This is a genomic window from Sphingopyxis sp. LARHCG72, from assembly GCF_052871675.1.
The window spans coordinates 412,163-437,846 of the sequence record NZ_JBIXJU010000001.1 but is presented as its reverse complement, the minus strand read 5'-3'; the positions used below and the strand labels follow the sequence as shown (position 1 = coordinate 437,846).

The 25,684-nt window shown below is 66.3% G+C and carries 33 protein-coding genes; 21 read left to right on the top strand and 12 right to left on the bottom strand.

Annotated features, from left to right (window positions below; genetic code table 11):
* Positions 1–23: 23 nt before the first annotated feature.
* Positions 24–1,112, top strand: coding sequence for a hypothetical protein (locus ACIPPQ_RS02180; RefSeq protein ID WP_446542568.1), 1,089 nt, complete (start codon positions 24–26; stop codon positions 1,110–1,112).
* Positions 1,109–2,149: a phosphotransferase gene (locus ACIPPQ_RS02175; protein WP_446542567.1), complete on the top strand. Its 1,041-nt coding sequence runs from the start codon at positions 1,109–1,111 to the stop codon at positions 2,147–2,149. Before ACIPPQ_RS02180 ends, ACIPPQ_RS02175 begins: the two co-directional genes overlap by 4 nt.
* On the opposite strand, the gene ACIPPQ_RS02170 is transcribed toward ACIPPQ_RS02175, so the two are convergent.
* The 5 genes from ACIPPQ_RS02170 to ACIPPQ_RS02150 all read right to left on the bottom strand — a co-directional run bounded on the left by ACIPPQ_RS02170 (position 2,146) and on the right by ACIPPQ_RS02150 (position 5,560).
* Complete coding sequence (locus ACIPPQ_RS02170) at positions 2,146–2,451, bottom strand: hypothetical protein (protein ID WP_446542566.1); 306 nt, start codon at positions 2,449–2,451, stop codon at positions 2,146–2,148. The genes ACIPPQ_RS02175 and ACIPPQ_RS02170 overlap by 4 nt on opposite strands.
* Before the next feature lie 104 nt (positions 2,452–2,555).
* A complete protein-coding gene (gene rpsI, locus ACIPPQ_RS02165; protein ID WP_137891966.1) occupies positions 2,556–3,053 on the bottom strand; it encodes a 30S ribosomal protein S9 in 498 nt (165 codons plus the stop codon).
* The gene (gene rplM / locus ACIPPQ_RS02160) at positions 3,053–3,532 is read right to left on the bottom strand and encodes a 50S ribosomal protein L13 (protein ID WP_446542565.1); all 480 of its coding nucleotides are present in this window, start codon (positions 3,530–3,532) and stop codon (positions 3,053–3,055) included. Before rplM ends, rpsI begins: the two co-directional genes overlap by 1 nt.
* A 178-nt stretch (positions 3,533–3,710) precedes the next feature.
* Positions 3,711–4,514, bottom strand: a complete 804-nt coding sequence (locus ACIPPQ_RS02155; RefSeq protein ID WP_446542564.1) for a hypothetical protein — start codon at positions 4,512–4,514, stop codon at positions 3,711–3,713.
* Complete coding sequence (locus ACIPPQ_RS02150) at positions 4,511–5,560, bottom strand: COX15/CtaA family protein (protein ID WP_446542563.1); 1,050 nt, start codon at positions 5,558–5,560, stop codon at positions 4,511–4,513. Before ACIPPQ_RS02150 ends, ACIPPQ_RS02155 begins: the two co-directional genes overlap by 4 nt.
* A 101-nt stretch (positions 5,561–5,661) precedes the next feature.
* Here ACIPPQ_RS02150 and ACIPPQ_RS02145 point away from each other — a divergent pair, with 101 nt between their 5' ends.
* From ACIPPQ_RS02145 to galU, 6 genes are all read left to right on the top strand, one after another.
* Positions 5,662–6,597 (top strand): M48 family metalloprotease, encoded by a 936-nt coding sequence (locus ACIPPQ_RS02145; RefSeq protein ID WP_446542562.1) that lies wholly within the window; start codon positions 5,662–5,664, stop codon positions 6,595–6,597.
* 54 nt (positions 6,598–6,651) lie between these two features.
* Positions 6,652–7,188: a peptide-methionine (S)-S-oxide reductase MsrA gene (gene msrA, locus ACIPPQ_RS02140; RefSeq protein ID WP_446542561.1), complete on the top strand. Its 537-nt coding sequence runs from the start codon at positions 6,652–6,654 to the stop codon at positions 7,186–7,188.
* 105 nt (positions 7,189–7,293) lie between these two features.
* Positions 7,294–7,866, top strand: a complete 573-nt coding sequence (locus ACIPPQ_RS02135) for a YfiR family protein (RefSeq protein ID WP_446542560.1) — start codon at positions 7,294–7,296, stop codon at positions 7,864–7,866.
* Positions 7,863–9,086 carry a diguanylate cyclase domain-containing protein gene (locus tag ACIPPQ_RS02130; RefSeq protein ID WP_446542559.1) on the top strand — a complete coding sequence of 408 codons (1,224 nt, stop codon included), beginning with the start codon at positions 7,863–7,865 and terminating at the stop codon, positions 9,084–9,086. The genes ACIPPQ_RS02135 and ACIPPQ_RS02130 overlap by 4 nt, the downstream gene beginning before the upstream one ends.
* A gap of 19 nt (positions 9,087–9,105) precedes the next feature.
* Positions 9,106–9,606, top strand: coding sequence for an OmpA family protein (locus ACIPPQ_RS02125; protein WP_446542558.1), 501 nt, complete (start codon positions 9,106–9,108; stop codon positions 9,604–9,606).
* Between the two features lie 52 nt (positions 9,607–9,658).
* Positions 9,659–10,522, top strand: a complete 864-nt coding sequence (galU, locus tag ACIPPQ_RS02120) for a UTP--glucose-1-phosphate uridylyltransferase GalU (RefSeq protein ID WP_446542557.1) — start codon at positions 9,659–9,661, stop codon at positions 10,520–10,522.
* A gap of 34 nt (positions 10,523–10,556) precedes the next feature.
* Here galU and aqpZ read toward each other — a convergent pair whose 3' ends face one another.
* A complete protein-coding gene (aqpZ, locus tag ACIPPQ_RS02115) occupies positions 10,557–11,282 on the bottom strand; it encodes an aquaporin Z (protein WP_446542556.1) in 726 nt (241 codons plus the stop codon).
* Positions 11,283–11,382: 100 nt separating this feature from the next.
* A complete protein-coding gene (locus ACIPPQ_RS02110) occupies positions 11,383–12,669 on the bottom strand; it encodes a methyl-accepting chemotaxis protein (RefSeq protein WP_446542555.1) in 1,287 nt (428 codons plus the stop codon).
* Between the two features lie 181 nt (positions 12,670–12,850).
* On the opposite strand from ACIPPQ_RS02110, the gene ACIPPQ_RS02105 reads away from it, so the two are divergent.
* The gene (locus tag ACIPPQ_RS02105; RefSeq protein WP_446542554.1) at positions 12,851–13,156 is read left to right on the top strand and encodes a hypothetical protein; all 306 of its coding nucleotides are present in this window, start codon (positions 12,851–12,853) and stop codon (positions 13,154–13,156) included.
* Here the strand turns inward: ACIPPQ_RS02105 and ACIPPQ_RS02100 are convergent.
* Positions 13,153–13,827, bottom strand: a complete 675-nt coding sequence (locus ACIPPQ_RS02100; RefSeq protein WP_446542553.1) for a S24 family peptidase — start codon at positions 13,825–13,827, stop codon at positions 13,153–13,155. The two genes, ACIPPQ_RS02105 and ACIPPQ_RS02100, sit on opposite strands and share 4 nt — an antisense overlap.
* 99 nt (positions 13,828–13,926) lie before the next feature.
* Here ACIPPQ_RS02100 and ACIPPQ_RS02095 point away from each other — a divergent pair, with 99 nt between their 5' ends.
* A complete protein-coding gene (locus ACIPPQ_RS02095; protein WP_446542552.1) occupies positions 13,927–14,229 on the top strand; it encodes a hypothetical protein in 303 nt (100 codons plus the stop codon).
* Positions 14,226–14,552 carry a hypothetical protein gene (locus tag ACIPPQ_RS02090; RefSeq protein WP_446542551.1) on the top strand — a complete coding sequence of 109 codons (327 nt, stop codon included), beginning with the start codon at positions 14,226–14,228 and terminating at the stop codon, positions 14,550–14,552. The genes ACIPPQ_RS02095 and ACIPPQ_RS02090 overlap by 4 nt, the downstream gene beginning before the upstream one ends.
* A gap of 10 nt (positions 14,553–14,562) precedes the next feature.
* On the opposite strand, the gene ACIPPQ_RS02085 is transcribed toward ACIPPQ_RS02090, so the two are convergent.
* Positions 14,563–15,369 (bottom strand): hypothetical protein, encoded by an 807-nt coding sequence (locus tag ACIPPQ_RS02085; RefSeq protein WP_446542550.1) that lies wholly within the window; start codon positions 15,367–15,369, stop codon positions 14,563–14,565.
* 56 nt (positions 15,370–15,425) lie between these two features.
* Positions 15,426–16,631, bottom strand: a complete 1,206-nt coding sequence (locus tag ACIPPQ_RS02080) for a TIGR04063 family PEP-CTERM/XrtA system glycosyltransferase (protein WP_446542549.1) — start codon at positions 16,629–16,631, stop codon at positions 15,426–15,428.
* Positions 16,632–16,696: 65 nt separating this feature from the next.
* Here ACIPPQ_RS02080 and ACIPPQ_RS02075 point away from each other — a divergent pair, with 65 nt between their 5' ends.
* The 8 genes from ACIPPQ_RS02075 to ACIPPQ_RS02040 all read left to right on the top strand — a co-directional run bounded on the left by ACIPPQ_RS02075 (position 16,697) and on the right by ACIPPQ_RS02040 (position 23,205).
* Positions 16,697–16,861, top strand: coding sequence for a hypothetical protein (locus ACIPPQ_RS02075; protein ID WP_446542548.1), 165 nt, complete (start codon positions 16,697–16,699; stop codon positions 16,859–16,861).
* Entirely contained in the window at positions 16,854–18,236 is a 1,383-nt protein-coding gene (locus ACIPPQ_RS02070; protein ID WP_446542547.1) for a putative O-glycosylation ligase, exosortase A system-associated, read from the top strand. The genes ACIPPQ_RS02075 and ACIPPQ_RS02070 overlap by 8 nt, the downstream gene beginning before the upstream one ends.
* Before the next feature lie 37 nt (positions 18,237–18,273).
* Positions 18,274–19,284, top strand: coding sequence for a DNA topoisomerase IB (locus ACIPPQ_RS02065; RefSeq protein WP_446542546.1), 1,011 nt, complete (start codon positions 18,274–18,276; stop codon positions 19,282–19,284).
* A gap of 126 nt (positions 19,285–19,410) precedes the next feature.
* Positions 19,411–20,511 carry a mechanosensitive ion channel family protein gene (locus ACIPPQ_RS02060; protein ID WP_446543096.1) on the top strand — a complete coding sequence of 367 codons (1,101 nt, stop codon included), beginning with the start codon at positions 19,411–19,413 and terminating at the stop codon, positions 20,509–20,511.
* 93 nt (positions 20,512–20,604) lie between these two features.
* Complete coding sequence (locus tag ACIPPQ_RS02055) at positions 20,605–21,063, top strand: MaoC family dehydratase (protein WP_327453389.1); 459 nt, start codon at positions 20,605–20,607, stop codon at positions 21,061–21,063.
* 64 nt (positions 21,064–21,127) lie between these two features.
* The gene (locus tag ACIPPQ_RS02050) at positions 21,128–22,309 is read left to right on the top strand and encodes an acetyl-CoA C-acyltransferase (RefSeq protein ID WP_446542545.1); all 1,182 of its coding nucleotides are present in this window, start codon (positions 21,128–21,130) and stop codon (positions 22,307–22,309) included.
* Between the two features lies 1 nt (position 22,310).
* Entirely contained in the window at positions 22,311–22,895 is a 585-nt protein-coding gene (locus ACIPPQ_RS02045) for a carboxymuconolactone decarboxylase family protein (RefSeq protein ID WP_446542544.1), read from the top strand.
* Between the two features lie 19 nt (positions 22,896–22,914).
* Complete coding sequence (locus ACIPPQ_RS02040; RefSeq protein WP_446542543.1) at positions 22,915–23,205, top strand: putative quinol monooxygenase; 291 nt, start codon at positions 22,915–22,917, stop codon at positions 23,203–23,205.
* Positions 23,206–23,211: 6 nt separating this feature from the next.
* Here ACIPPQ_RS02040 and soxR read toward each other — a convergent pair whose 3' ends face one another.
* Positions 23,212–23,682, bottom strand: coding sequence for a redox-sensitive transcriptional activator SoxR (gene soxR, locus ACIPPQ_RS02035; protein ID WP_446542542.1), 471 nt, complete (start codon positions 23,680–23,682; stop codon positions 23,212–23,214).
* Positions 23,683–23,768: 86 nt separating this feature from the next.
* Between soxR and ACIPPQ_RS02030 the strand changes: the two genes are divergently transcribed.
* Together ACIPPQ_RS02030 and ACIPPQ_RS02025 are read left to right on the top strand one after the other, a co-directional pair.
* Positions 23,769–24,164 carry a VOC family protein gene (locus ACIPPQ_RS02030; RefSeq protein WP_446542541.1) on the top strand — a complete coding sequence of 132 codons (396 nt, stop codon included), beginning with the start codon at positions 23,769–23,771 and terminating at the stop codon, positions 24,162–24,164.
* A 65-nt stretch (positions 24,165–24,229) separates the two neighbouring features.
* Positions 24,230–24,694: a pyridoxamine 5'-phosphate oxidase family protein gene (locus ACIPPQ_RS02025; protein ID WP_446542540.1), complete on the top strand. Its 465-nt coding sequence runs from the start codon at positions 24,230–24,232 to the stop codon at positions 24,692–24,694.
* On the opposite strand, the gene ACIPPQ_RS02020 is transcribed toward ACIPPQ_RS02025, so the two are convergent.
* On the bottom strand, positions 24,691–25,674 hold the full coding sequence (locus ACIPPQ_RS02020; RefSeq protein ID WP_446542539.1) for a dipeptide epimerase: 984 nt from the start codon (positions 25,672–25,674) through the stop codon (positions 24,691–24,693). The genes ACIPPQ_RS02025 and ACIPPQ_RS02020 overlap by 4 nt on opposite strands.
* Positions 25,675–25,684 lie beyond the last annotated feature (10 nt).

Here is a 25,684-nt window from a genome sequence, read left to right as displayed (position 1 = left end):
AAAACCAAATGGGATGAGAAACGATGCTGACCAAGGGCGATGATTTCCCGCTTCACCAGAGCGCCGAGCCGATCGCGTTCGCGGGCACCGACCGCAATTTCTACGACCGTTATTTCTTCAACGGCACCTCGCCCGACGGTTCGGTCTTTTTTGCCGCGGCGATGGGCTTCTACCCGCAGCTCGGCATCGTCGACGCCGCCTTTTGCGTGCTGGCGGACGGCGTGCAGCATAATTTGCGCGCCAGCCGCCGGTCCGGGGGTGAAAGGCTCGACCTGTCGGTGGGGCCGATCGCGATCAGCATCGACGCACCGCTCGAAACGCTGACGCTCCGCATCGCCGCGAACGACGGCCCGCTCGCCGCCGAGTTGCGCTTCACCGCGCGCCACTTTCCGATCGAGGAGCCGCGCTTCACCCGCCGCAACGGCACGCGCCTGTTCATGGACTATACGCGCATGACGCAGAACGGCCATTGGTCGGGCTGGCTGTCGGTCGATGGCCGGCGCGTCGATGTCGGCCCGGGTTGGGCGGGAACGCGCGACCGGAGCTGGGGCATCCGCCCGGTCGGCGCCGCCGAACCGCAGCCGCCGCCAGAGGGCAATTTCAGCCGGTTCTTCTGGCTGTGGACGCCGTGCAATTTCGCCGACCGTTCGCTGTTCTTCCACAGCAACGACGATGGCGAGGGAGCGCCGTGGAACCGCCGCGCGGTGCTCGCCGAAGATCATGGCAGCGAACGACATTTCGCCGATCCCGCTTTTGCCGCCGAATGGCATCCGGGCACGCGGCGCCTGTCGAAGCTGACCGCCGAGCTGGACCGCAGCACGCACCTCACATTGACTCCGCGCGGGCCGGTGTTCGCAATGAGCGGGCTCGGCTACACGCACCCCGTCTGGGGACATGGCTTCGACCATGGCGGACTCGAGGTAGCGCACGACAGCCTGTCCGAGGCCGAGCGACACTGGGGCAATCCGCTGGCGATGCATGTGCAGGCGCTCGTCCAGGCCGAGCTAGTGGACGGCGACCGCCGCGAAAGCGGCGTCGGTGTGCTCGAACAATTGTTCGTCGGACCGCACGCACCGACCGGCCTCACCGGCCTGCTGGACCCCGCCGCATGAGCTTCCCGACCTCGCCCGAGGTGATCGAGGCGCAATGGCTCGGCGCGGTGCTCGGGCAGCCGGGGAAGCTCAGAGGCTTCTCCTCGGCGAAGGTCGGCACCGGGCAGATGTGCGACAGCTATCGCCTGACGCTCGACTGGGACGAGGGCATCGATGCGCCGACGAGCGTGATCGCCAAATGTCCGAGCCACGACGAGGCGAGCCGCAATATCGCCAAGCTTACCGGCACTTATGTCAAGGAGGTCAGCTGGTATCGCGAGCTGGCGGCGGCAAGCGGGGTCGCCGCGCCGACCTGCCACTTCGCCGATATTGCGGCGGACGATGTCGATTTCGTCCTGATCCTGTCCGACCTCGCTCCCGCGCGAGCCGGCGACCAGCTCGCCGGGCTGGGCCTCGCCGCGCTCATCCCATGCATCGAGGCCGCGGCCCAGCTCCATGCCCATCTGTGGAACGACACGCGGCTCGCCGATTTCGCATGGCTGTCGCGCGACAATGGCGATCTGATCCGCGCGCTCTTTCCGCAACTTTATGGCGGCTTTCGCGAACGCTACGCGGCGCGGCTGGCGCCCGACGTTCTCGACCTGGGCGCCGGGCTCGTCGACAAGCTGGATGCCTATCTGGCGCGCGAACCCTCGGCCCGGACGATCGTCCATGGCGACCTCAGGATCGACAATATCCTTTTCGCGCCCGGCGGCGAAGCCTGCTGGCTCGTCGACTGGCAGACGCTGGGGCGGGGCAGCGGCGCCGCCGACCTTGCCTATCTGGTCGGCACCAGCATCGCCGACCCGTTCGAGCGCGCCGCCGCCGACCGGCCGGCGTTCGACCACTGGATCGCGGCATTGGTCGCGGCGGGCGTTGCGCCCGATGTCGACGCCCTGTGGACCGACTATCGCGTCGGGGCGCTGAGCGGTTATTTCATGGCGGTCTTCGCATCGATGAGTGTCGAACGTACCGAACGCGGCGACGAAATGTTCGCGGTGATGGCCGAACGTCCGGCGCGGCAAGCGCTCGCGCTCGGAAGCCTCGACCTGCTCTAGCCGAGCTTGTGCGGCGTCGGATCGCCGAGTTCGCCGACCAGCTGGCGGTAAGCCTCGGCACGGCATTTGGCGTAATGATGGCCCAGGTCTTCGCGCGACATCGGCAAGTCGTTCGCGAGCGCGTCGAGGATGGCCGGATCGTCGTGCACCGCGATTTCACGGACGAGCACGCCGGGGTCGATATCGAGGATCGCGGCGAGCAGGCGGAAGCTCCGCGCGCGCTGGCGGAACTCGAAATCCATCAGCCGCGCCGAATCCTTTTCCTCCTTGGCGAGAAGGGCCCTGCGGAGGTCGAACGCCATGCCCGTGATCTACCCCGCGTGACATGTTTCTTCAACGCGCAAAGAAAAGGGCGGCCCGTTGCCGGACCGCCCTTCCTTCTCCGTCCGTCGACGGAAAAAGCGTATTAGCGCTTCGAGAACTGGAAGCTGCGGCGGGCCTTGGCCTTACCGTACTTCTTACGCTCGACCGCGCGGCTGTCGCGCGTCAGGAAGCCGGCCGCCTTGACCGGGCTGCGAAGCGCCGGTTCGAAGCGGGTCAGTGCCTGCGCGATGCCGTGCAGAACCGCACCGGCCTGGCCCGAGAGACCACCGCCCTTGACGGTCGCGATCACGTCGTACTGGCCAACGCGTTCGGTCAGGCCGAAGGGCTGGTTGATGACGAGACGCAGCGTCGGACGTGCGAAATAGACTTCCTGGTCGCGGCCGTTGACGGTGATCTTGCCCGTGCCGGGCTTGACCCACACGCGCGCGACGGCGTCCTTGCGGCGGCCGGTCGCATAAGCGCGGCCCTGCTTGTCGACGATCTTTTCGCGCAGCGGCGCGGTCGAGACCGGAGCGGCGACGGTGCCTTCGACGGCGCCGGCGAGATCCTTGAGATCGGTCATGGTCTGTTCGTCAGCCATTATGCACCCACCTTGTTCTTGCGGTTCATCGACGCGACGTCGATCACTTCGGGGCTCTGCCCTTCATGCGGATGTTCGGTGCCGGCGAAAATGCGCAGGTTGCGCATCTGCTGGCGGCCGAGCGGGCCGCGCGGGATCATACGTTCGACAGCCTTTTCGAGCACGCGCTCGGGGAAACGGCCTTCGAGGATCTTCGCGGGGCTCGTTTCCTTGATACCGCCGGCATAGCCGGTGTGCTTGTAGTAACGCTTGTCCTGCAGCTTCTTGCCGGTGAACGCCACCTTCTCGGCGTTGATGACGATGACATTGTCACCGCAATCGACGTGCGGGGTGAACGACGGCTTGTGCTTGCCGCGCAGGATGTTGGCGATGATCGATGCCACGCGGCCCACAACGAGACCCTCGGCGTCGATCAGCACCCATTTCTTTTCGACCGTCGCGGCATTGGCCGATGCAGTCGTCTTGGTCAGCGCCTTCATGGCACGCTCCTTGACAGAGATGGACTAGGACGAACGGCGATGCCGCCGCCCGAAACAAACCGCGCCGCCCGAATCCCGAAGGAACGCAGCGGCGCTTCGGAGCGGGCCAATGGCGCTCAACGAGCGGAAAGTCAAGCATGGAGCGGCTTTGCTGACGGGTATCATGATACCATCACCGCTATCGGAGGGATTCGAGCGCGCGCACCCTTTCCTCGACGAGCGTTCGTCCGCCGCCCGCTTCGACGATCCAGCTCTGCCGCCGCTCGCGCATCACGAGCCCCGTGCCGGTGTCGACGGTCCAAAGATTGTCGATCGCCAGCGGTTGCTCGGCGCCGCCGACGGGCGTCGCGACCTGCTCGACCCTCGCGATCGTCTGCAACGCGCCGTCGTGCGTAATCGATACGCTCGCGCCGTCGGCGGGCGCCCGCGCGGGAATGGCGTGGTTTGCCGGCGCGATCAGCGCGCGAATATCCGCGGTCGCAATCCGGTCGCGCTCGGCGGCGGGAAGCGCGGCGATCAGTTCGGCCAGCCGTCTCGCTTCGGGCCGTCCGGCCCCGGCGCCCGTCGTCTCGATCCGCGCGGTCACGCGCGCCCAAAGCTGTTCGGGATCGACGAGGTCGATCCGGCTGCCGTCGGGCGCCACAAGATACGCCATCGCTTCACCAACGAGCGGCTGGAGCATCATGGTGAGAGCGCGGGTGACGTCGGGCCGGGCATCCGAATCGATCCGCTGCAGCACCGCCTCGAGCCGATAGCCGCGCCCGACTTGCTGCCATTCGAGCGCATAGACGAGCGCGAAATTGATCAGCGCGCCGTCGCGGCCGATGCGGCGCGTCGTGACGCGATAGGTCATCGGCACGCCGACCGGCGGAGCAAAGCGGACCTGCGCAGGCGCGGCGACCGTAGCATCGGCGGGCAAGGCGGCCGGCAGGGGCTGGGCCAGCAGCAGCAACGCACTGCCGAGGCTGCCCGCCAGCGTCATGCGGTATTGCGACCCAGCCGGTGCAGCGCCGCCGCCGCGATGGCGACAAGGATCGCACCCACCACCTGATGCATCACCGCGACCCACATCGAAACGCCCGACACGACAGTCCAGATACCGAGCAGCATCTGCGCGACGACCACCGCCACAAGCAGCCGCGCCTCGATGCGCGCGCCGCGCCGCGACAGGCTGCGCGCAAGAAGCAGCAACGCAATCGCGGCGACCCACGACCACCAGCGATGGAGGAAATGGATGAGGAACGGATCGTTGGTCAGCGCCAGCCAGGCGCCGCCCGCCCAATCGATACCTTCGGGCACGAAATGATCGTTCATCAGCGGCCATGTGCTCGCGACATAGCCCGCGTTGAGCCCCGCGACCCACGCGCCGAGCAGCAATTGGACGAACAGGATCGCGATGACGCCCATCGCGGCGCCGGTCAGGCGCGCCGGCCGCGCACCCGAATCCTGCGCCAGCGCGCCAAGGTCGCGCGCAGTCCACACAAGCCCCGCGAGCAGGAACAGCGCGGTCAGCAAATGCGTCGCGAGGCGGAAATGGCTGACGTCGACGCGATATTCGAGACCCGAGGCGACCATCCACCAGCCGATCGCGCCCTGCAGCCCGACGAGCGCCGCGAGCGCAAGCAGCCGCCAACTGTAACCCGCGGGGATCGCACGGCGCCAGGCGTACCAGATCAGCGGCACGAGAAGCGCCATGCCGACCAGGCGGCCAAGGATGCGGTGCAGCCATTCCCAGAAGAAGATCGCCTTGAAGCCGGCGAGCGTCATGCCGAGGTTGATCTCCTTATATTCGGGGATCCGCTTGTATTTCTCGAACTCGGCGATCCACCCCGCCTCGGTCATCGGCGGGATGACGCCCGAAACGGGACGCCATTCGGTGATCGAAAGCCCCGATTCGGTGAGACGGGTGATGCCGCCGACCCCGACCACGATGATCACGAGCAGCGCGACGGCCCAGAGCCACCGCGCAAGCGCTGCGGGCCGGGGTGCGCGGGCGGCGGGCGCCGGCATGGCGGAGGCGTTCGTCATCGCCGCCCTATCGGCGCTTGCCCCAAGATAGGCAAGGGTAGGAAACCGCAGATCCGGGGAAATTCATGGCCCCGACAGCGCGGCATTGATAAGCGGTGTCGATGTTACGTCCCATTCGCTTCCTGACCTTCGCCTTGTCGTTCGCGCTGTCGCCGGCGACCGCGACAGCAGGCGACGCACGCGCGGACTATTATTCCACCCTCGCCGATCAGGAAACGCGCCTCGCCACCGTCGGCTATCGACTGACCACGGCGAACGCGCGCTGGTGCGACGTCGTCACCCCGCAGCCCGGATGGATCCTAGGCGACTTGCGCCAGTTCGAGGCGGGCGACCGCTCGGCCGCGAGCAAGATCTATCGGGCCGGCGACGGCGCATTCATCGCAGCCGTCGCGCCCGGCTCACCGGCCGATCGCGCCGGCCTGGCCCGCGGCACGCGGATCGCGGCGATAGAAGGCGATGCGATCGCGCCAGCGGATAGCGGGCCGACGATCCGGATCGATACGGCGATAGTGAAGCTCTACACGATCGATCCGACCGCGCCCTGGACGGTCACCGACGACGCCGGGCGCCTGTACCGGATGGCGCCCACGCCGGGCTGCGCGAGCGCCTTTCGCGTCGAGCTTGGCGGAGCACAGGCCGCCGCGAACGGGATATTGGTGCGGATCACGCTGAAGCTTGCCCGGTCGATTGCCGATGACGAGGAACTCGCCGCCGTCGTCGCGCACGAACTCGCGCATAATATCCTGCGCCATCGCGACCGACTGGGCGCCGACCGTTCGGCTGTGCGTGTCCGGCAGACCGAATTCGAAGCCGACCGGCTTGCGGTCTGGCTGATGGCCGATGCGGGCTATGATCCCGCCGCCGCCATCCGGTTCTGGAACCGGCACAAGCGTCCGCTCGTCCGCGCTGCGTCGCATCCGCCGCGCAGCGAACGCATTGCCGCGATCCAATCCGAAATCGCGGCGATGCAAGCGGCTCGCGCGGGCGGTGCTGCGGCAAGGCCGCCGCTGATCGACGCGCCGCCACCCTTGGAATAAGGTACGACGCACCCTATTTCGGGAATATTCCATCCCCCCAACAAGGACGACGCCATGACCCGTGAGACCGCGATTTTCGCCGGAGGCTGTTTCTGGTGCACCGAAGCCGTGTTCCAGTCGCTCGGCGGGGTCGAAGGCGTCGAGAGCGGCTATATCGGCGGCACCGTCCCCGACCCGACCTACAAGCAGGTGTGTGGTGGCGACACCGGCCATGCCGAAGCGATCCGCGTCGCCTTCGATCCTGCGGTCATCTCCTACGCCGACCTGCTCGACGTTTTCTTCGCGACGCACGATCCGACGCAGCTCAATCGTCAGGGGAACGACATCGGCACCCAGTATCGCAGCGCGATCTTCCCCCTCGATGCCGCACAGGCCGACGCCGCACGCGCCGGGATCGAGCGTGCAGCGCCCGACTGGCCGGCGCCGATCGTCACGACAGTCGAGAATGCGTCGAACTGGTATCCCGCCGAGGATTATCACCAAGCCTATTGGGAAGGCGAAGGCCAGCGCAACCCCTATTGCATGGCGGTGATCCCGCCGAAACTCGCCAAATTGCGCAAGGGTTTCAGCGACCGCCTCCGCACCGCCTAGGATGGGGCATGGCGTCGCGGCCATGTTGTCATATGGCCGCATGACGTCACTTTTCATTGACTTTCCAATAGTTTTGTCTAGCGGACGCGCCTTCGCTGGGGCAGGATGCCCCTGAACCGCAGTTGGGGGCACGGCCAGGTGCTGGCATCACTGTTTCTGATCGGCGCGCTGTTCACGACGCCACCGATGTCGGTCCAGGCCGCGAGCCAGACGCTTGTCGACGACGGCACCGGCGGGATGACGCGTGCCGTCAACCGGATGGTGGGCGGCATCGTCAGCTATGCTCGCTGGCCCGACGCCACACCGCCGGGGGGGCGCGTGATGTGCCTCGTTGGCGCGCCGCGGCTGAGCGAGCGTATGGCACCCGACCTTCCGGGTCCGGGCGCGGTCATAGTCCGCCGGATGAGCGCGACCGCCGTGACGCCCGAATGCGACATCCTGTTCCTCGGCCGGATGCCCGTCGCCGACCGGCGCCAGTTGATCGCGTGGGTGCGCGGACGTCCGATCCTGACGATCACCGACGACGACGCGGCGTGCATCTATGGCGCGATGTTCTGCCTGAACAGCCGGGCCGCAAGCCTCAGCTTTTCGGTCAATCTCGATGCGATCGGGCGCGGACCACTGCGCATCGACCCACGCGTCCTGCGAATCGGCCGCGGCGAGGGAGGGGCGTCATGACCGGCCAGACCCCTCCGCCGGTCGAACGGATCGGCGCGCGCACGACGCTGCAAAAGCTGCTGTCACGCTTTCATTTCGGGATCACGCTCTTCGCAGTAGCGCTGTCGGGCCTCACCATCCTGCTCGCCGGGGTTACCGCGCTGCGCGGTTATGCCGACCGCAATATGGAGCTGGCGGCACAATTGGGCGCTTATGGCGTCGAGCCCGCGCTCGTGTTCAACGATCCGCAGGCGGTGCGCGAAGGGCTCGAGCCGCTGACCCGCATTCCCGGTATCGCGCGGCTGCGCGTGCTGAACGACGTCGGGCGGCCGGTCACCGAATGGACCTCGCCCGCCGCCGACCCGGCGCCGATGCTCACGCGCATATTCTTCCCGCGCCCGTTTGCGGTGACCGTGCAGCGCAACGGATCGGCCATCGGGACGATCGAGGTGTGGGGCGATAGCTCGACCTTGATCGACTATGTCCGGCTCGGCCTGCTTGCGGGGCTCGGCTGCCTGCTCGTCACCGCGTTCGGGACGATCTTCCTCGCGCGGCGGTTCGAATATGAACTGGTCAAGCCGCTGAACGAGATCGCCACCGTCGCGCATGACGTGCGCCTGCACCGCCGGTTCGACAAGCGCGTCCAGCCGCTCGGCATCGCCGAACTCGACCGGCTGGGCGGCGATATCAACGCGCTGCTCGACGAGCTGCAGGGCTGGCAGGGGCATATGGAAAGCGAGCGCGCCATACTCGCGCACCGCGCCTCGCACGACCCGCTGACCGCGATGCCGAACCGCGCTGCCTTCGACGAGCAGCTCGCGCTGCGCATCGAGGCGGCCGAAGGACGCGGCAGCCGCTTTGCGCTGCTGTTTATCGACGCCGACAATTTCAAGGCGGCGAACGACAATTTCGGTCACGCCGCGGGCGACACCGTGCTCGTTGCGCTGTCGGCGTGTATCAAGGACACGCTGCGCAAGGGCGACTTTGCAGCGCGCATCGGGGGCGACGAGTTCATCGTCATCATCGACCCGCTCGACACCGAAGCGATCCCCGAGGAACTGGCGAACCGGATCCGCAAGTGCGTTTCGCAACCCGTCGCGCTGCCGGGCGGCGAGACCTATCGCGCCGCGGTCAGCGTTGGTGCCGCGATTTTCCCCGACGACGGCCGCGACGCGACCGCCCTGCTCACCGCCGCCGACGCCGCGATGTATGCGAACAAGATGACCAGCCGTTCCCGATAATCACCAGCGGAGATACCCCGTGGCTTTCCATTTCCCCCGATCGATCCGAATCCTTTTCCTGTCCGCCTTCGCCGCGATGCTCGCGGCGTGCCAGAGCGTGCCTGCCCCCACCGGCTTCACGCCCGAACAGATCGCCGCACTGAAAACCGAAGGATTTGTGGAGGGCGACGCGGGCTGGGCGCTGACGTTCAACGAACGGCTGCTCTTCGCCACGAACGAAAGCGCGGTGCAGCCCGAACAGGAAGCGCGGATCGCGACGCTGGCGCGCAACCTGACATCGGTGGGCATCATGACCGCGCGCGTCGAGGGGCACACCGATTCGACCGGCACCTCGGCCTATAACCTGACCCTGTCGCAGGCGCGCGCGCAGGCTGTTGCCGCGCCGCTGACCGCGGGCGGGATGCGCTTTACGGCGGACCAGATCGTCGGGCGCGGCGAGGTGGTCCCGATGTCGAGCAACGACACGGTCGAAGGCCGCCAGGACAACCGGCGCGTCGTCATCATCGTCACGCCGCAGTGACGCGGATCGGCGCCGCTTTTCTTGGCCGACGTTCGCCGCTAAGCCCGCAGCCATGAAACCGATCCGCAAAGCCGTCTTCCCCGTCGCCGGCCTCGGCACCCGCTTCCTTCCCGCGACCAAGGCGATCCCCAAGGAGATGCTGCCCGTCGTCGACCGGCCGCTGATCCAATATGCGGTCGACGAGGCGCGCGAGGCGGGGATCGAGCAGATGATCTTTGTCACCGGCCGCGGCAAGAGCGCGATCGAAGACCATTTCGACGTCGCTTTCGAACTCGAAAAGACGATGTCCGAACGCGGCAAGGACCTGTCGGTGCTCGAACCAACGCGCCTTGGCCCCGGCAATTGCGCCTATGTCCGCCAGCAGGAACCGCTCGGGCTCGGCCATGCGATCTGGTGCGCGCGCGACATCGTCGGCGACGAGCCTTTCGCGATCTTCCTGCCCGACGAATTCATGCACGGGTCGCCCGGCTGCATGAAGCAGATGGTCGATGCCTATGCCCAAGTGGGCGGTAACCTGATCTCGGTGCTCGAAGTGCCGCACGAACAGGTGTCCTCTTATGGCGTCATCGCGCCCGGCGCGCGCGACGGCGCGCTGACCGAGGTGAAGGGCCTCGTCGAAAAGCCCGCGATCGAAGCCGCGCCGTCGAACCTGATCATTTCGGGGCGCTATATCCTGCAACCCGAAGTGATGCGCGTGCTCGAAAAACAGGAAAAGGGTGCGGGCGGCGAAATCCAGCTCACCGATGCGATGGCAACGATGATCGGCAACCAGCCCTTCCACGCCGTCACCTTCGACGGCGCGCGGTACGACTGCGGGTCGAAGGCCGGCTATATCCAGGCCAATCTCGCGGTCGCGCTCGAACGGCCCGACATGGCGGACGAGGTCCGCGCCTTTGCGGTCGACCTGTTGAAATAGCCCGGCGGAGGTCTCGCCCCCGCCGGGAACGCGGCTATTCGCCTTCGATATTCGGCTTGGGGGAAGTGTCCGCCCCCAGCGTCTTGTACAGCAGCCCGCCGACCGCCCCGCCGATCAGCGGCGCAACCCAGAACAGCCACAATTGCTGGAGCGCAATGCCGCCGACGACAAGCGCCGGGCCGGTGCTGCGCGCCGGGTTGACCGAGGTGTTGGTCACCGGGATCGAGATCAGGTGGATGAGCGTCAGCGCAAGGCCGATGGCGATCGGCGCAAAGCCCGCGGGCGCGCGCCCGTCGGTCGCCCCCATGATGATCCACAGGAAGAAGGCGGTCAGGACGATCTCGATGATGAAACCCGACCAGATGTCATATTGCCCCGGCGATCCGGCACCGAACCCATTGGCGGCGAGGCCGTTGGTCGCAAGGTCGTATGACTGGCTGCCGCTGGCGACGTAAAAGAGCAGGAACGCCGCGACGATCGCGCCGAGCACCTGCGCAATGACGTAAAGCGGGATGTCGCGCGCATCGAAACGCCCGCCGGCCCACAGCCCGACGGTGACCGCGGGATTGAGGTGACAGCCCGAAATATGGCCGATCGCATAGGCCATGGTGACAACCGTCAGGCCGAAAGCGAGCGAGACGCCGAGCAGTCCGATCCCGACGTCGGGGAATGCAGCCGCCAGAACCGCGCTGCCGCAACCGCCGAACACAAGCCAGAACGTGCCGATAAATTCGGCCAAACCCTTTTGGATATTCGTCATCTTGACCCTCCTCCCCGCCGGCGGCCTCAGACGCCTCCGGCGCTCGGGCCATCCTATCAGCGCTGCGCCATCGGGCAACCCCTTGTCCGAACGCGAGGAATCAGGCCACGGCAACCGCTTCGACAAAGCGTTGCGCGCGCTGGTGCAGCGACAGCGCGGCTTCGGTCAGCCCGGCGGACAATTTGCCGAGCGATTGTGCGCCGTCGCCGACCGCGGTCGCGCCATGCCCGATCTCGCGGACACGCGCATCGATCTCGCGCCCCGCGAACACCGCCTGCTCGACATAGCTTGCGATCATCAGCGTGGTCGCACTCTGCCCGTCGACCGCTTCGTCGATCGCGTCGGAGAAGCCGTTGTTCGCGTCGATCGCCTTTTCGACCTCGTCGAAACCCGCCGCGACCTGCCCCACGATGTCGCGGATCCGGTCGACATATTGGGTGATATCGCCCGCTGCGACGCGCGTCTGGTTCGCCAGCACCTTCACCTCCGACGCGACCACTGCAAAGCCGCGGCCCGCATCGCCGGCGCGCGCCGCCTCGATCCCCGCGTTGAGTGCGAGCATGTTGGTGCGGCTCGCCATGTCGATGATCAACGCAAGCATCTGTTCGATCGACTGGCTTGCGGATTTGAGCGCGATCGCCCGCTCGCTTGCTTGCTGGATCTTGCGATAGGCATCGCCGCGGACCGCGCGGGCGCGCGATCCGTCGTCGACGATCTTCGTCATCGTCGCAGCGAGCGCATGACCGCGATCGCCGAGTTCCTGCAATCCTGCGAGCGTTTGCGCGGTGGCGCCGGCGACGGTCACCGCGTCGCTGCCGGTCTGGCGCGCGCGTTCGGACAGCGTCCCCGCGACCGCCTCGACCCTGCGCGCCATCTCCGACAGCGCGGCGGTCAGCGCCGTGATGTCCTGCTGGAACAGACGCCCGGCGTCGTCGATATGCGTCGCGCGCGCGGCGCGCTCCTCTGCCAATTCAACCTCGCGCAGCATCGCCAGCTTCGCAATCTGGCCGCCGTCGAGCGTTTCGACGAACCGCCCCGCGCGGACGAGAATCAGTTCCTGCTGCCCCGGCGACCGCGCGACGATGCGCAGCAGGTCGGGGGTCGAGCAGGCGACATCGGCGACCGGGCAGGGTTCGATCATCGAGGCGATCGAGCCGCCGATTGTCGGATTCTGCATCAGCGAGAACCAGAAGGGGCAGAAAAGCAGTTCGCGCACGCGCTGTTCGCGGATGATGCCGATGGGGCGTTCGCCGGCATCGATCACCGCCAGCGCGCGCAGTTGCGGGTTGCCGCGAAACAGGTCGATGACCTCGGACATATGCGCGTCGGCGCCGATCGCGGACGCGTGGCCCGGCGATGGCGTAAAGGCATATCCCATGGCGTTCATCTGTCTCTCTTCATGCTGCGACCCGTTCGCGCACCGACCTAGGGCTTGTTGGTAAACAGTAATTTAACCATTTATTTCAGTGATGTGACACATGAGCCGCGGATCGCGGCGCCCCGTCGCAATATCCTGTTCAGATCGCAGCGGTTATGCGATGGCACGCCGATCGGCGAGGAGAAGAGAAATGCGCGTCCTGATTGCTGCCCTGTTGGCCGCCCCCCTGCTCGCTGGCTGCGTGAGCGCGGTCAAGACTGTTGTCACCGCGCCGGTCAAAGCCGTCGGCCAGGTCGCCGACTGGTCGACGACCAGCCAGGACGAGGCCGATCGCAACCGCGGTCGCGAGATGCGCAAGCGCGAAGAACAGATGGGCAAGCTGTCGCGCCAGCGCGACAAGGCGGCCGAAAAATGCCGCGACGGCAAGGCCGACCAATGCCAGCGCGCTGAGGTGCTCGAGCATGAGATCGAGGCGTTGATGGCGGCGCCGCGTTAGAATGTATCGCGGCACCGGCCCGTCCACACGACCCGGCCGACCAACTGAACCGACGCCATCGGCAAATTGTCCCAGCTGCGATAGTGCGGATTGTCGCTGATCACCGAAATGCGCCCCTGCCCCGGCGCGCGAGCGACGCGCTTCACCATCAGCACATCGTCCATGCGCAGCACATAGATGCCGTCGCGCAGCCGCGCCGCGGCGTCGCCGCCGTCGACCAATATATCGTCGCCGTCGTCGAGCGTCGGCGCCATCGAATCGCCCTCGACGCGAATGATGCTCAGCGCGCGCGGATCGGCGCCAAGATCGCGCAGCCATTTCGGGTCGAACGCGACCTCGCCCTCGACCGCCTCGCCATCGACGCTCGCGCCCGCCCCCGCCGAGGCCCCGATGGCGAGCTTGGGCACGAGGATCATTCCGGGGCCACGCGCGCGCGCCGGGCTTGCGACGCGCTGCACCGCCCCCCCCAGCATCGCCTCCGGCACCCCCAGATAGGCGGCGATGCGCGCGCGATCGTCTTCGGCGAGCCGCCGCGGCGATCCGCGCTTGATATATTGCTGGATGTAAGCAGGGTTGCGCCCGATCACCTGCGAGATGCGCGTATAGTCGACCCCCCTTTCGGTCAGGAGGCGGTCGAGCGCCGCGCGCGGGTCCTGGGCAAAATCGGTCATAAGGTTCGCTGGGGCCGGTCCTTCCTATTTCGTTCCTAGCAAGAGGATTTTTCCTAGACAAGTAGGAAATCGAATATCAAATAGGAAATATCCTATCGGGTGAGTCGCCCGATTTCCACTGCGATCTGGGAGGACAATATGGAGCGCAGCCTGTTGCAACGGATCGAGGCCTTTCTGAAGGAATCGGAGATGCCGCCGAGCGTGTTCGGCCGCGACGCGGTGCGCGATCCGCGGCTTGTCAGCGACCTGCGCGGGGGGCGCGAACCGGGGCTTCAGCTGATATGTCGTATAGAACATTTCATGAACAAATGGCGTGCCGACCGTCGCGCGGGCCATGTGGTGCCACAGGGCGACCGCCGCACGCGCGCGGTTCGCCGCCTTGATGCGGGGGCGCGGGCATGATGCGCTGGTCGCCCGCCGCGCCGCCGCGGCCCGGCTGCCCGCACCGCCGGCTTCGCCACCTGCTGCTCCGCGAATTGCCACCCGGGCTGGCGGTCGGCGCCTCGACCTTTCGCCCTTGGGCGAGCGCGAGCTTCGTCGGCGCGCGGCACCTGTTCCCGTGCACACTCGCGGCCGGCGACGCCGAAATGGTGCGCCGCGCGCTGCACGACCGGCTGGGTGCGACCGAATGGGCGCTGCCCGGGCACATCGTCGCCGATGTCGTGGTGGAATGCGGCGCCGGGCCGGACCGGCTGCGGATCGAAATATTGACGGTCGAGGACTAGCCCGCGCGCGTCAGCCGACCGACTGGCGTGTCATCCGCTGCAAGGTGCTGAGCGCGGCTTCGAGCGCGAAGTCGACTTCGGGCTCCGCCTCCGGAGCGGCGCTATCGGATACCGGGATGGCCGCCTTCGCAATCGCATCCTGCCGGCGGCGTGAAAGCCCTGCCTCGAAGCGCGCGACCATCGCGCCGAGCGACTTGTCGGCCGGATCGGGCAGCGGCGGCGGCGCGGTCATTTCGGCGGGTTGCAGCCAGGGCGCGTCGCCGTCGAACTCGTGTTCGGGCGCCAGGTCGGCGAGGACGAGCTCGTCCGATGCGTCGACATCGGGTTCGTCGACGACAGGCTCGACGATACCGGCACCGATCGCCCCCAACCCGCCCGCGGGCAGGTCGCGGCCGGCACGGATCGGCGGACGCGGCGGATCGTCGGGGTGCAGGTCGACGCGGCGGCGCGTCAGCACAGGTTCGTCATCGCTCGCCTCGCCGGGCGTGCGGCGGAAGCGGTCGCGCAGCGAAGACAGCCCTGCCGCTTCGGGTTTGGCGATCAACAGCGCGACAAGCCCCGCCAGCACCGCGGCGATCGCCGCCATGCCGAACGCGAGCGCCAGTCGTCCGCCATTGCCGATTGGCGGCACGAACAGGTCCGAAAGCCGGTCGAGATAGAGGTTCCAGCTGATCCCCGCGACCCACGAAAAGGGCATCACGGCGGCGAACAGGAAGGTCAGCGCCGCAGCGCCGATCACCGCCGGAATCGCGGGCTGGAGCGCGCGCAGCAGCGCGGTCGCTATATCCCGGGCCCGGTTCTCGCTGGTCTCTTCCATATCGTCCCAAATCCATCTGCCCGGCGGGCCATCTGTCGTCAGTTCGCGCGGCAACGTCAGGCGCCGCGCAGCAATCGCTGGTAAACCGGCTCGTAACGTAAAATGTTTGATGACCAGTTACGATGGGTTTCGACAAAAATACGTGCCGTGCGCCGGCGCTCGGTCCACATTCCCCTGTTTTCCAGTAACCTGGCGAGCGCGTCGGCAATCGCGGCCGGGTCGTCGGGCGCGAACAAAGTGCCCGTTACCCCATCGTCGATCAGCTCGCGGTGACCGCCGACGCTCGACGCCGCAACCAGCTTGCCCTGCGCCATCGCCTCGAGCGGTTTCAGCGGCGTGACAAGGTCGGTCAGCCGCATCTTCTTGCGCGGATAGGCGAGGATATCGATCAGCGAATAGTAACGCTCGACCTCGGTGTGCGGCACACGGCCGACGAAATGGATCTGCGCCGCCGCGGGCGACGACGCCGCCTGCGCCTTGAGCGCCGCCTCCATCGGGCCGCCGCCGACAAGGAGGAGCCGGGCCCGGGGCTGCACCGCGACGAGCGCGGGCATCGCCGCGATCAGGTCGTCGATCCCCTCATAATCGTAGAAGCTGCCGATATATCCGATCACCGCATCGTCGGCGGCGAGCCCCAGCGTTTCGGCGAGCGCGTCGTCGCGCGGCGGCGGATCGCCGAACAGGTCGAGGTCGACGCCGTTCGGCGACACTGTGATCTTGTCGGGGTCTATACCGCGCGCGATCAAGTCGCCGCGCAGCCCTTCACAGATCACCGCAACCGCGTCGGCCGATTTGACCGCATGGGTTTCGAGGTGCTTGGTCAGCCGATAGCGCAGACTGCCCTCGCGCCCGGTGCCGTTGCCGACCGCCGCATCCTCCCAGAATGCACGGATTTCGTAAATGACCGGAATGCCCAGCTTCTTGCCGACGCGCAGCGCCGCGAGCCCGTCGAGCACCGGCGAATGCGCGTGCAGCACGTCGGGTTTCCACTCGTTCGCCAGCGCCTCGACGCGCTTCGCCAGCGCGCCGATTTCGCGCCATTCGCGGATCGGCGCGCGCGCGGGCGCGATCGGCGGGGTGCGGTAAAAGGTCAGTCCGTCGACCGTCTCGCCATCCGGCCCCGGATCGGGATGGCGTACGCCGGTGACCCCAGCGACTGCCCATCCCTTCGCGGCCTGCGCCTTCATCAGCGCGCGGGTACGAAAGGTGTAGCCGCTGTGCGCGGGCAGGCTATGATCGAGGACGTGCAGGATGCGTGTCATAGGCCAGTGCACTGACATACAAGCCTTAACGCGGCGTCAACCCCGATCGCGTAGCGGGAGCGGACATGGTCGACAATTTTTCCATTGGCCTGACGCACGTCTTGATGGCGATTGCACTCTGGCGCCTGCTCCATCGCGACGATCTCGACCGCGAGGTCAGCCCGCGTATGCTGTGGCAGCAGCGCCGCGACGCCGAACGCGCCGAAGCGGATGCCCGCCCCGATGCGTGACCTCGCGTTTGTCGCCTTTCTCTTTGCCTTCATCGGGGTCGGCTTCAGGAAGCCGTTCCTCTTCATACTGTGCTTTTGCTACATCGACATCGTCGCGCCGCAGCGCCTCAGCTATTTCCTGATCAATTCGATCCCGATCTCGCTGATCGTCTTCGGACTCGCGATCGTCGGCTGGCTCGCGGTCGACGACAAGCGCGACACACGGTGGTCGGGGCGACAATTCCTGCTGGCGGCGCTGCTCTTCTATTGCTGGATGACGACGATCAATGCCGACTTCCCGGTCGAGGCGGCGGACAAGTGGAGTTGGGTTTGGAAGGCGCTCGTCTGGGCAATCTTCCTGCCGCTTACCTTGCGAACGAAGCTGCGGATCGAATCGCTCGTCCTCATCATGCTGCTCTCGGCGGCTGCGATCGCGATCGCCGGCGGCATCAAGACCGCGGCCGGCGGCGGCGGCTATGGCACGCTGCAATTGCTGCTCAACGAAAATTACGGCCTCTACGAAGGATCGATCATGTCGGCGGTCGGGATTTCGATCATCCCGCTGATCCTCTGGTATCGCAAGCATGGCACGATCTTCCCGCCCGACTGGCGCGTCTCGATCTTCTGCTTCGCGCTCGTCTTCGCCTGCGCGCTACTTCCGATCGGGACGCAGGCGCGCACCGGGCTCGTCTGCCTCGTCATCCTCGCGGTCATGTCGCTGCGCGCGGTGAAGCATCGCTTCCTCTATATGGCGGGTGCGGGCCTCCTCGCCATCGCGGCGATCCCCTTCCTGCCGCAAAGCTTTACCGAGCGCATGGAGACGATCCGTGACCATAAGTCCGACCAGTCGGCCTCGACGCGCGTCGCCGTGTGGGCGTGGACATGGGAATATGCGAAGGAGAATCCGTTCGGCGGCGGCTTCGAAGCCTATATCCAGAACCATGTCCGCGTCGAAAAGGCCGCAAGCGCCTATGACCCGAACGCGCCGCAGAACGCGCAGGCGACGGTCTATGAAGAAAAATCGCGCGCCTATCATTCGAGCTATTTCGAAATGCTCGGCGAACAGGGCTATCCGGGGCTCGCGCTCTGGCTGCTGATCCACGCCATCAGCCTTGTCCGCATGGAGCAGCTCCGGCGGCGCTACCTCAAGACGCGGCGCGCCGAGGAGCAATGGATCGCGCCGCTGGCGACCGCGCTCCAGCACGGCCATATCACCTATATGGTCGGATCCTTGTTTGTCGGCATCGCATTCCAGCCGTTCATCTACATGATGCTCGCGCTTGAAATGGGACTGTCGACCTATGTCCGGCGGCGCGAGCAGGAAGCGGGGTGGCGCCCGCTGACCGCGCGCCCGGCGCAGGTTCCGGCGCGCCATCCGGTGACAAACCCGGGATGACGCCGGAACCAACAGGCCGCCGGGGCGCTATGGAGCCATGTCCGCCACGCGCCTGATCCACGTCGACGACAGCCTGCCCGGCATCGGCCGCGAACGCTCGGGGGCCGGATGGCGCTACCGCGACGCCAAGGGAAAGATTATCCGTGATCGCGACGAAATCGACCGCCTGAACGCGATCGCGCTACCGCCCGCCTATGAGGATGCGTGGTTCTGCCCGGCAGCGAACGGCCATATCCTCGCGACCGGTTATGATGCACGCGGACGCAAGCAATATCGCTACCACCCCGAATTCCGTATCGCACGCGAGGCCGACAAATATGACCGCTGCGCCGCTTTCGGCCATGCGCTGCCTTTGCTGCGCGCGCGCCTCGAGGGCGATCTGAACCGCCGGACGCTGTGCTCCGAACGTGTCGTCGCGGCGGTCGTGCGCCTGCTCGACCTCGCCGCGCTCCGCGTCGGGAACGAACAATATGTCGCCGCGAACAGGAGTTTCGGCGCGACAACGCTGCGCCAGCGCCACGCCAAACTCTCGGGCAAGACGCTCCGCCTCAAATATGTCGCGAAGGGCGGCGCGAAGCGCGAAGTGGCGATCAGCGACCGCAGCCTTTCCACGCTCGTCCGCCGGTTGCAGGACCTGCCCGGCCAGAATTTGTTCCAATATGCCGAGGACGACGGCTTCTGCGCCGTCGGCTCCGATGATGTGAACGCCTATATCCGCGAGGCGATGGGCGACGAATTCAGCGCCAAGCATTTCCGTACCTGGTCGGCGAGCGTCGAGGCCTTCGCCTTCCTTTACGACGCGCCCGAACCGCCAACGCTGAAGGCGATGCTCGAACATGTCGCCGACCGCCTCGGCAACACGCCGGCGATCGCGCGCAAGGCCTATGTCCACCCCGCGATGCTCGCGGCGGCGCAGGCGCGCGAGCGCTTCGCCGCAGCCGCCGGCAAGCTGCCACGCGCGACGCGCTATCTTTCGCGTTACGAACGCGGATTTTTGACCTATCTGGAGCAGGCGCCCGCGGCCGCGGTGCTGCTCCAATCCGCCTGATCCGATTCAAGAGGACCCGACGTGACTTTCTCCCTGCTTGCCGCTGCGACCTCCGCCGCCCCGAAAACCGCGCCCGCGCGGGCGTCCCCGACCAACCCGCTCGACGACCTCCAGCGTTGGTGGGACATGAGCGTCGCCTGGGTGGACAGCCACTGGCTGCAAATCGGCATCGCGATCGGCGTCGGCCTGATCATCTATTTCCTGCTGTCGATGGTCCGCAGCTTCGCCCTCAAACATGCCCAGCGGGCAGAGGGCGAGATGACGCTGACGCATATCGCCGGGCGGGTCATCCACAAGACGCGATCCGGCGTGCTTGCGATCATCGCGATCCGCATGGTCGCGGGCTATGCGCAGCCGCCAGCGATCATCATGCAGACGGTCCAGTTCGTCTTCACCGTCGCGGTGGTGCTCCAGGTCGCGATCTGGGCGCGCGAGATCGTGCTCGGGCTGATCCAGCGCCGCGCCGCCGAGGGGCATAACGAGACGCTGTCGAACGCGATGGGGATCATCCGCCTGCTGATCAGCGTCGCCTTGTTCGCGATCGCAGCGATCGTCATCCTCGACAATATGGGGGTCAATGTCACCGGCCTGATCGCCGGTCTCGGCATCGGCGGCATCGCGATCGGCCTTGCCGCGCAAGGCATCTTCTCCGACCTCTTCGCCTCGCTGTCGATCATCTTCGACCGGCCGTTCCGCGTCGGCGAGACGATCAAATATGACACGAGCACCGCAACTGTCGAACGTATCGGGCTGAAAAGCACGCGCCTCCGTTCACTCAACGGCGAATTGCTGGTGATCTCGAACACCAATTTGCTGAGCAAGGAGATCACCAATTTCGCGCATCTCCACCGCCGCCGGATCACCTTCAAGATCGGGGTCATCTATCAGACGAGCCCCGAGATGCTGCGCGACCTTCCCGCGCTGCTCGAGGAACAGGTGGTCGCGGGCGGACAGGAATTCATCCGCTCGAGCTTCCTGACCTTCGGGCCGTCGAGCCTCGACTTCGAACTGCTGTTCGACGTGTTCAGCGACGAGTTCGACGTCGTCGCCGCGGCGCGCACCGATATCGGCATCCGGCTGTTCGAAGCGATGGCGAAGGCGGGATACGAGTTCGCCTATCCGACCCAGACCACCTTTACCGCGGCGCCCGACGGGACGATGATCATGCCCTATTCCGAGTCTCCGAAACCCAAGGGGAGCGCCGCGAAGGCAGCCAAGCCCGGCTGACGCTACGGCGCCGGGGCCGCGGGGGTTGGGCCTTGTGCAACGCGTCAAGAGAGGCCTAGAACGCGCCCCGAACCAGCATATAGGGGATGATTTATGGCCACCACCACGCCGCAGGAGCTGCAGACCAAGGTCGGGCAGAATATCGGCACGTCCGAATGGGTGCTCGTCGATCAGGACATGATCAACAAATTCGCCGACGCGACGGGCGATCACCAGTTCATCCATATCGACGAGGAAAAGGCGAAGCTGACGCCCTTCGGCGGCACGATCGCGCACGGCTTTCTGACGCTCTCGCTGATCCCGATGCTCGGCGCAAAGACCGACGCGCCGAAGATCGAGGGCGTCAAGATGGGCGTCAACTACGGCGGCAACAAGGTCCGCTTCCTCGCTCCCGTCCGCTCGGGCAAGCGCGTGCGCAGCCATGTGAAGCTGCTCGAGCTCGAGGAAAAGCGCCCCGGCCAGTGGCAGCAGACCAACGAAATCACCGTCGAGATCGAAGGCGAGGAAAAGCCTGCGCTGATCGCCGAGTGGATTACGCAATTCTTCGTCTGAACAGGATTTGACCGGCAGACCTCCCCCGAAAAGATAACCGGAACCAACAAGAAGGACCCCAATCATGCGTGACGCCGTCATCGTTTCCACCGCCCGCACCCCGCTGACCAAGGCGGCGCGTGGCTCGTTCAACAACACCCTCGCCCCGACGCTCGGCGCCCATTCGGTCCGCGCGGCGGTCGAGCGCGCCGGCCTCGAGGGCGGCGAAATCGACGACGTGCTGTTCGGCGCCGCGATGCAGCAGGGATCGCAGACGATGAACATCGGCCGCCTCGTCGCGTTGCGCGCCGGCCTGCCCGTCACCGTCCCCGGCATGTCGATCGACCGCCAGTGCTCGTCGGGCCTGATGACGATCGCGACCGCCGCGAAGCAGATCATCGTCGATCGTCAGGACATCGCCGTCGCCGGCGGCATCGAATCGATCTCGAAGGTCAGCGGCAGCGGCAAGGTCTTCATCGAAACCGACGCCGAACTGATCGCGATGCACAAGGACACGTACATGCCGATGATCGGCACCGCCGAGGTCGTCGCGAAGCGTTACAACATCAGCCGCGAAGCGCAGGACGAATATTCGTTCCAGTCGCAGCAGCGCACCGCCGCCGCGCAGGCGTCGGGGAAGTATGACGACGAGATCGTCGCGTGCAAGGCGACCATGGCGGTCGTCGACAAGGAAACCAAGGAAGTCAGCTTCAAGGACGTCGTCGCCGACAAGGACGAGTGCAACCGTCCCGACACGACGCTCGAAGGCCTTTCGAGCCTGAAGCCGGTGATGGGCGAAGGCCACACGATCACCGCAGGCAACGCCAGCCAGCTCGCCGACGGTTCGTCGGCGTGCGTCGTGATGGAAGCCAAGGTCGCCGAGAAGCGCGGTCTCCAGCCGCTCGGTCGCTATGTCGGCATGGCGGTCGCGGGCACCGAACCCGACGAAATGGGCATCGGCCCCGTCTTCGCGATCCCCAAGCTGCTCGAACGCTTCGAGCTCAAGATGGACGATATCGGCCTCTGGGAACTCAACGAAGCCTTCGCAGTGCAGGTCCTCTACTGCCGCGACAAGCTGGGCATCCCGAACGAGCTGCTCAACGTCAATGGCGGCTCGATTTCGATCGGCCACCCCTTCGGCATGACTGGCGCGCGCTGCGTCGGCCACGCGCTGATCGAAGGCAAGCGCCGCGGCGTGAAATATGCCGTCGTCACCATGTGCATCGGTGGCGGCCAGGGCGCAGCGGGCCTGTTCGAGGTCTTCTGATTTGCGCCTGAACGCTCCGCGTATCGAGCCGGTCGACCTCGACCGGCTCGATGCCGACCAGCGCGCCGCGCTCGAACCCTTCCTTGCCACCGATGGCGGCAAGGTCGGGGGCGGAAAGATCCTCAACATCTTCCGCACCCTTGCCCATGCGCCGAAGGCGCTGACCGCCTTCCTCGGCTGGGGCAATTATATCCTCTCGAAGCGGAGCGCGCTCAGCGCGCGAGATCGCGAACTCGTCATCCTGCGCACCGGCTACAACTGCCGATCGGGTTACGAATGGACCCAGCACAAGCGCATCGGGCTCGACTGCGGCCTTTCCGAAGACGAGATCGCGCGCATCAAGGCCGGTCCCGACGCCGAAGGCTGGAGCGACCTCGACCGCGCGATGCTCCGCGCCACCGACGAACTCTCGACCAGCCATTTCGTGAGCGATGCCATCTGGGCCGCGCTCGCGCCGCTCGGCGACAAGGGCCGCATGGACCTCGTCATGACCGTCGGCCAGTACACGCAAGTTTCGATGATTTTGAACAGCTTCGGCATCCAGGTCGAGGACGGTTGGGACGTCGACCCCGACCTCAGGGCCTGATCAAATTGGGAGAATGAAGATGAGTGCCATCGGTGTGATCGCCACGCTGCGCGTGCAAGCTGGTAAAGAAGCCGAATTCGAAGGCGTGTTCGCCGAACTTGCGCCCGCGGTCGCCGCGAACGAGCCCGGCAACAGCTATTACCGCCTGTTCCGTACCGCCGAGGCCGGCGTCTACAAGGTGCTCGAATGCTATGACGACGATGCGGCAGTCGAGGCGCACCGCGCGTCGGACCATTTCCGCACCCTCGGCGCGAAACTCGGTCCCTGCCTTGCCGGCGCGCCCGAAATCGAGCGTCTCGCCGCAGTCTGATCGCCGCTAGCCCAGCTCGGCAATCTCTTTCGCCCGGTCGCCGAGCAAGTAGCGCGGTCCGGCGCCGCGCTGCGCCGCCTTGTCGTCGCGGTTATAGAGCCCGCATTTCTTCAGGGACAGGCAGCCGCACCCGATGCAATCGCCGAGCAGTTCGCGCGTCCGCTGCAGCGCCGCGATCTGCGCGTCGATCCGCGCGCGAAGCCCCGTGCTGATCCGCGTCCAGTCAGCACCGTTCGGCGTCCGCCCTGCGGGAAGCCGCGTCAGTTCGGCGGCGATCTCCTCGAGGCTCAATCCCAGTTGCTGCGCGATCAGGATGAACGAGACGCGGCGGATGTCTGCACGCAGGAAGCGCCGCTGCCCGCCCCCGGTGCGCAGCGCCTCGACCAGTCCCTTCGCTTCGTAAAAGCGGATCGCCGACACCGCGACGCCGGTGCGCGCCGCGAGCTCGCCGATCGCGATCAGGTCGGTCCGGTGCATCGCGGGCGCTCCTTGCTTTTCGCTTGATCTAAACCTCACTTGAGCTTTCATAAGCCGCGCGTCAACGCGAATCAGGAGAAGACAAGGTGACGCACCCCTTCATCGAGCATGTGAATCTGACGGTCAGCGATCCCGACCGCACGGCGGGAATTCTCTCCGCCATCTTCGGCTGGCACGAGCGCTGGCGCGGCCCCGCGCGCGACGGCGGCCGCACGATCCATCTCGGCAGCGACTCCGCCTATATCGCGCTCTACACCGGCCCCGACGGCCAGCATGCCGGCGCCCAATATGAAAAGGGCGTCCCGCTCAACCATGTCGGGGTGCAGGTCGACGATCTCGACACGATCGAGATGCGCGTCAAGGCGGTGGGCCTCGTCCCGTTCGAGCATGGCGATTACGAGCCGGGCCGCCGCTTCTATTTCCTCGACCCCGACGGCATCGAATATGAAGTCGTCAGCTATGCCGAGCCCCGGCTGCGTTGAACGGGGCAACGACCGTCCGATTGCCGCATTGATCAGTCATCGAGGGGACGAAAGGAGCCGTTCCCATGAGCGACGATATAAAAAAGCAATTCTGGAAAGCGCTGGCCGACAGCCCCTATGTCATGGTCGGCGCGACCGGCGAACGCGAACATCACATCCCGATGAATGCGCAGCTCGACAAGGACGCCAACAGCGCCTTCTGGTTCTTCACAGCGACCGACAACCGGCTTTCGGGTGGCGGCCCCGCGATGGCCCAGTTTTCCGCGAAGGGTCACGACCTGTTCGCCTGCATTTCGGGTACGCTTGTCCGCGAAAGCGACCGCGCCGTGCTCGACAAATTATGGAACAACAGCATCGCGGCCTGGTACGAAGGCGGCAAGGACGACCCCAAGCTGGTCCTGCTCCGCTTCGATCTCGACAATGCCGAAATCTGGACCGCCGACCCGAGCATCAAGGGGCTGTTCAAGCTCGCGACGGGGATGACGATGAAGGAAGGCGAACTCGGCCAGCACGCCGAGGTGGCGCTCTAGATTCCGATCCGCCCCTCGCGGAACTCGAATCCGCCCTCGCGGTCGCGCTCGAGCAGGGCGGGACCGTCGAGGTCGACCCAGCGCGCGCGCTGCGCCAGAACAAAGGCCGGCGCGATCGCAAGGCTGGTACACAACATGCACCCGACCATGATCGACAGCCCCGCTGCATCGGCGGCGTCGGCGATGCGTAGCGCCTCGGTCAGCCCGCCCGCCTTGTCGAGCTTGATGTTCACCCCGTCGTAAAAGGGACCGATCCGCGCGATGTCGGCTGCTGTCTGGCAACTTTCGTCGGCGAGGAAAGGGATCGGTGCATAGATCGGGTCGAGCAGCGCGTCGGCGCCCACCGGCACCGGCTGCTCGATCATTTCGACCCCCATGTCGGCAAGCGCCTCGGCCTCGCTCAATATGTCGATCGCGCCCCAGCTTTCATTCGCATCGACGATCAGCCGCGCTTCGGGCGCGCCTTTGCGCACCGCAGCGACGCGCAGGCGGTCATCCTCGCCGGTCAGCTTGAGCTTGAGCAGGCGATAGCCGTCGGCGGCCGCCGTCGCCGCCTGCTCGGCCATCGCGCCGGGCGATCCGAGCGAGATGGTGAACGCGGTCACCCGCGACGTCGGCGCCTCGTCGCATCCGGCGAGTTGCCAGAGCCGAAGGCCGCGCTGCTTGGCCTCGAGATCCCACAGCGCACAGTCGAGCGCATTGCGCGCCGCCCCCGCCGCCATCAATTCCTGCACCGCGGCACGCGCACTCGCGGCGTCGAGGTCGGCGATATGCGGCGCGGCGAGCAATATCTGGTCGCGGCAGCCCGCCGCATCTTCGCCGAGATAATAGATCGGCGTCCCCTCGCCGCGCCCAACGGCACCTTCTCCCTCGATTTCTGCAACGACGACATCGACATGCGTCCTCGCGCCGCGGCTGATGACGAACGCGCCCGCGACCGGCCAGCGTTCGACGCGCGCGCTTTTCAGTTGGATAGCCATGCGGGGACAG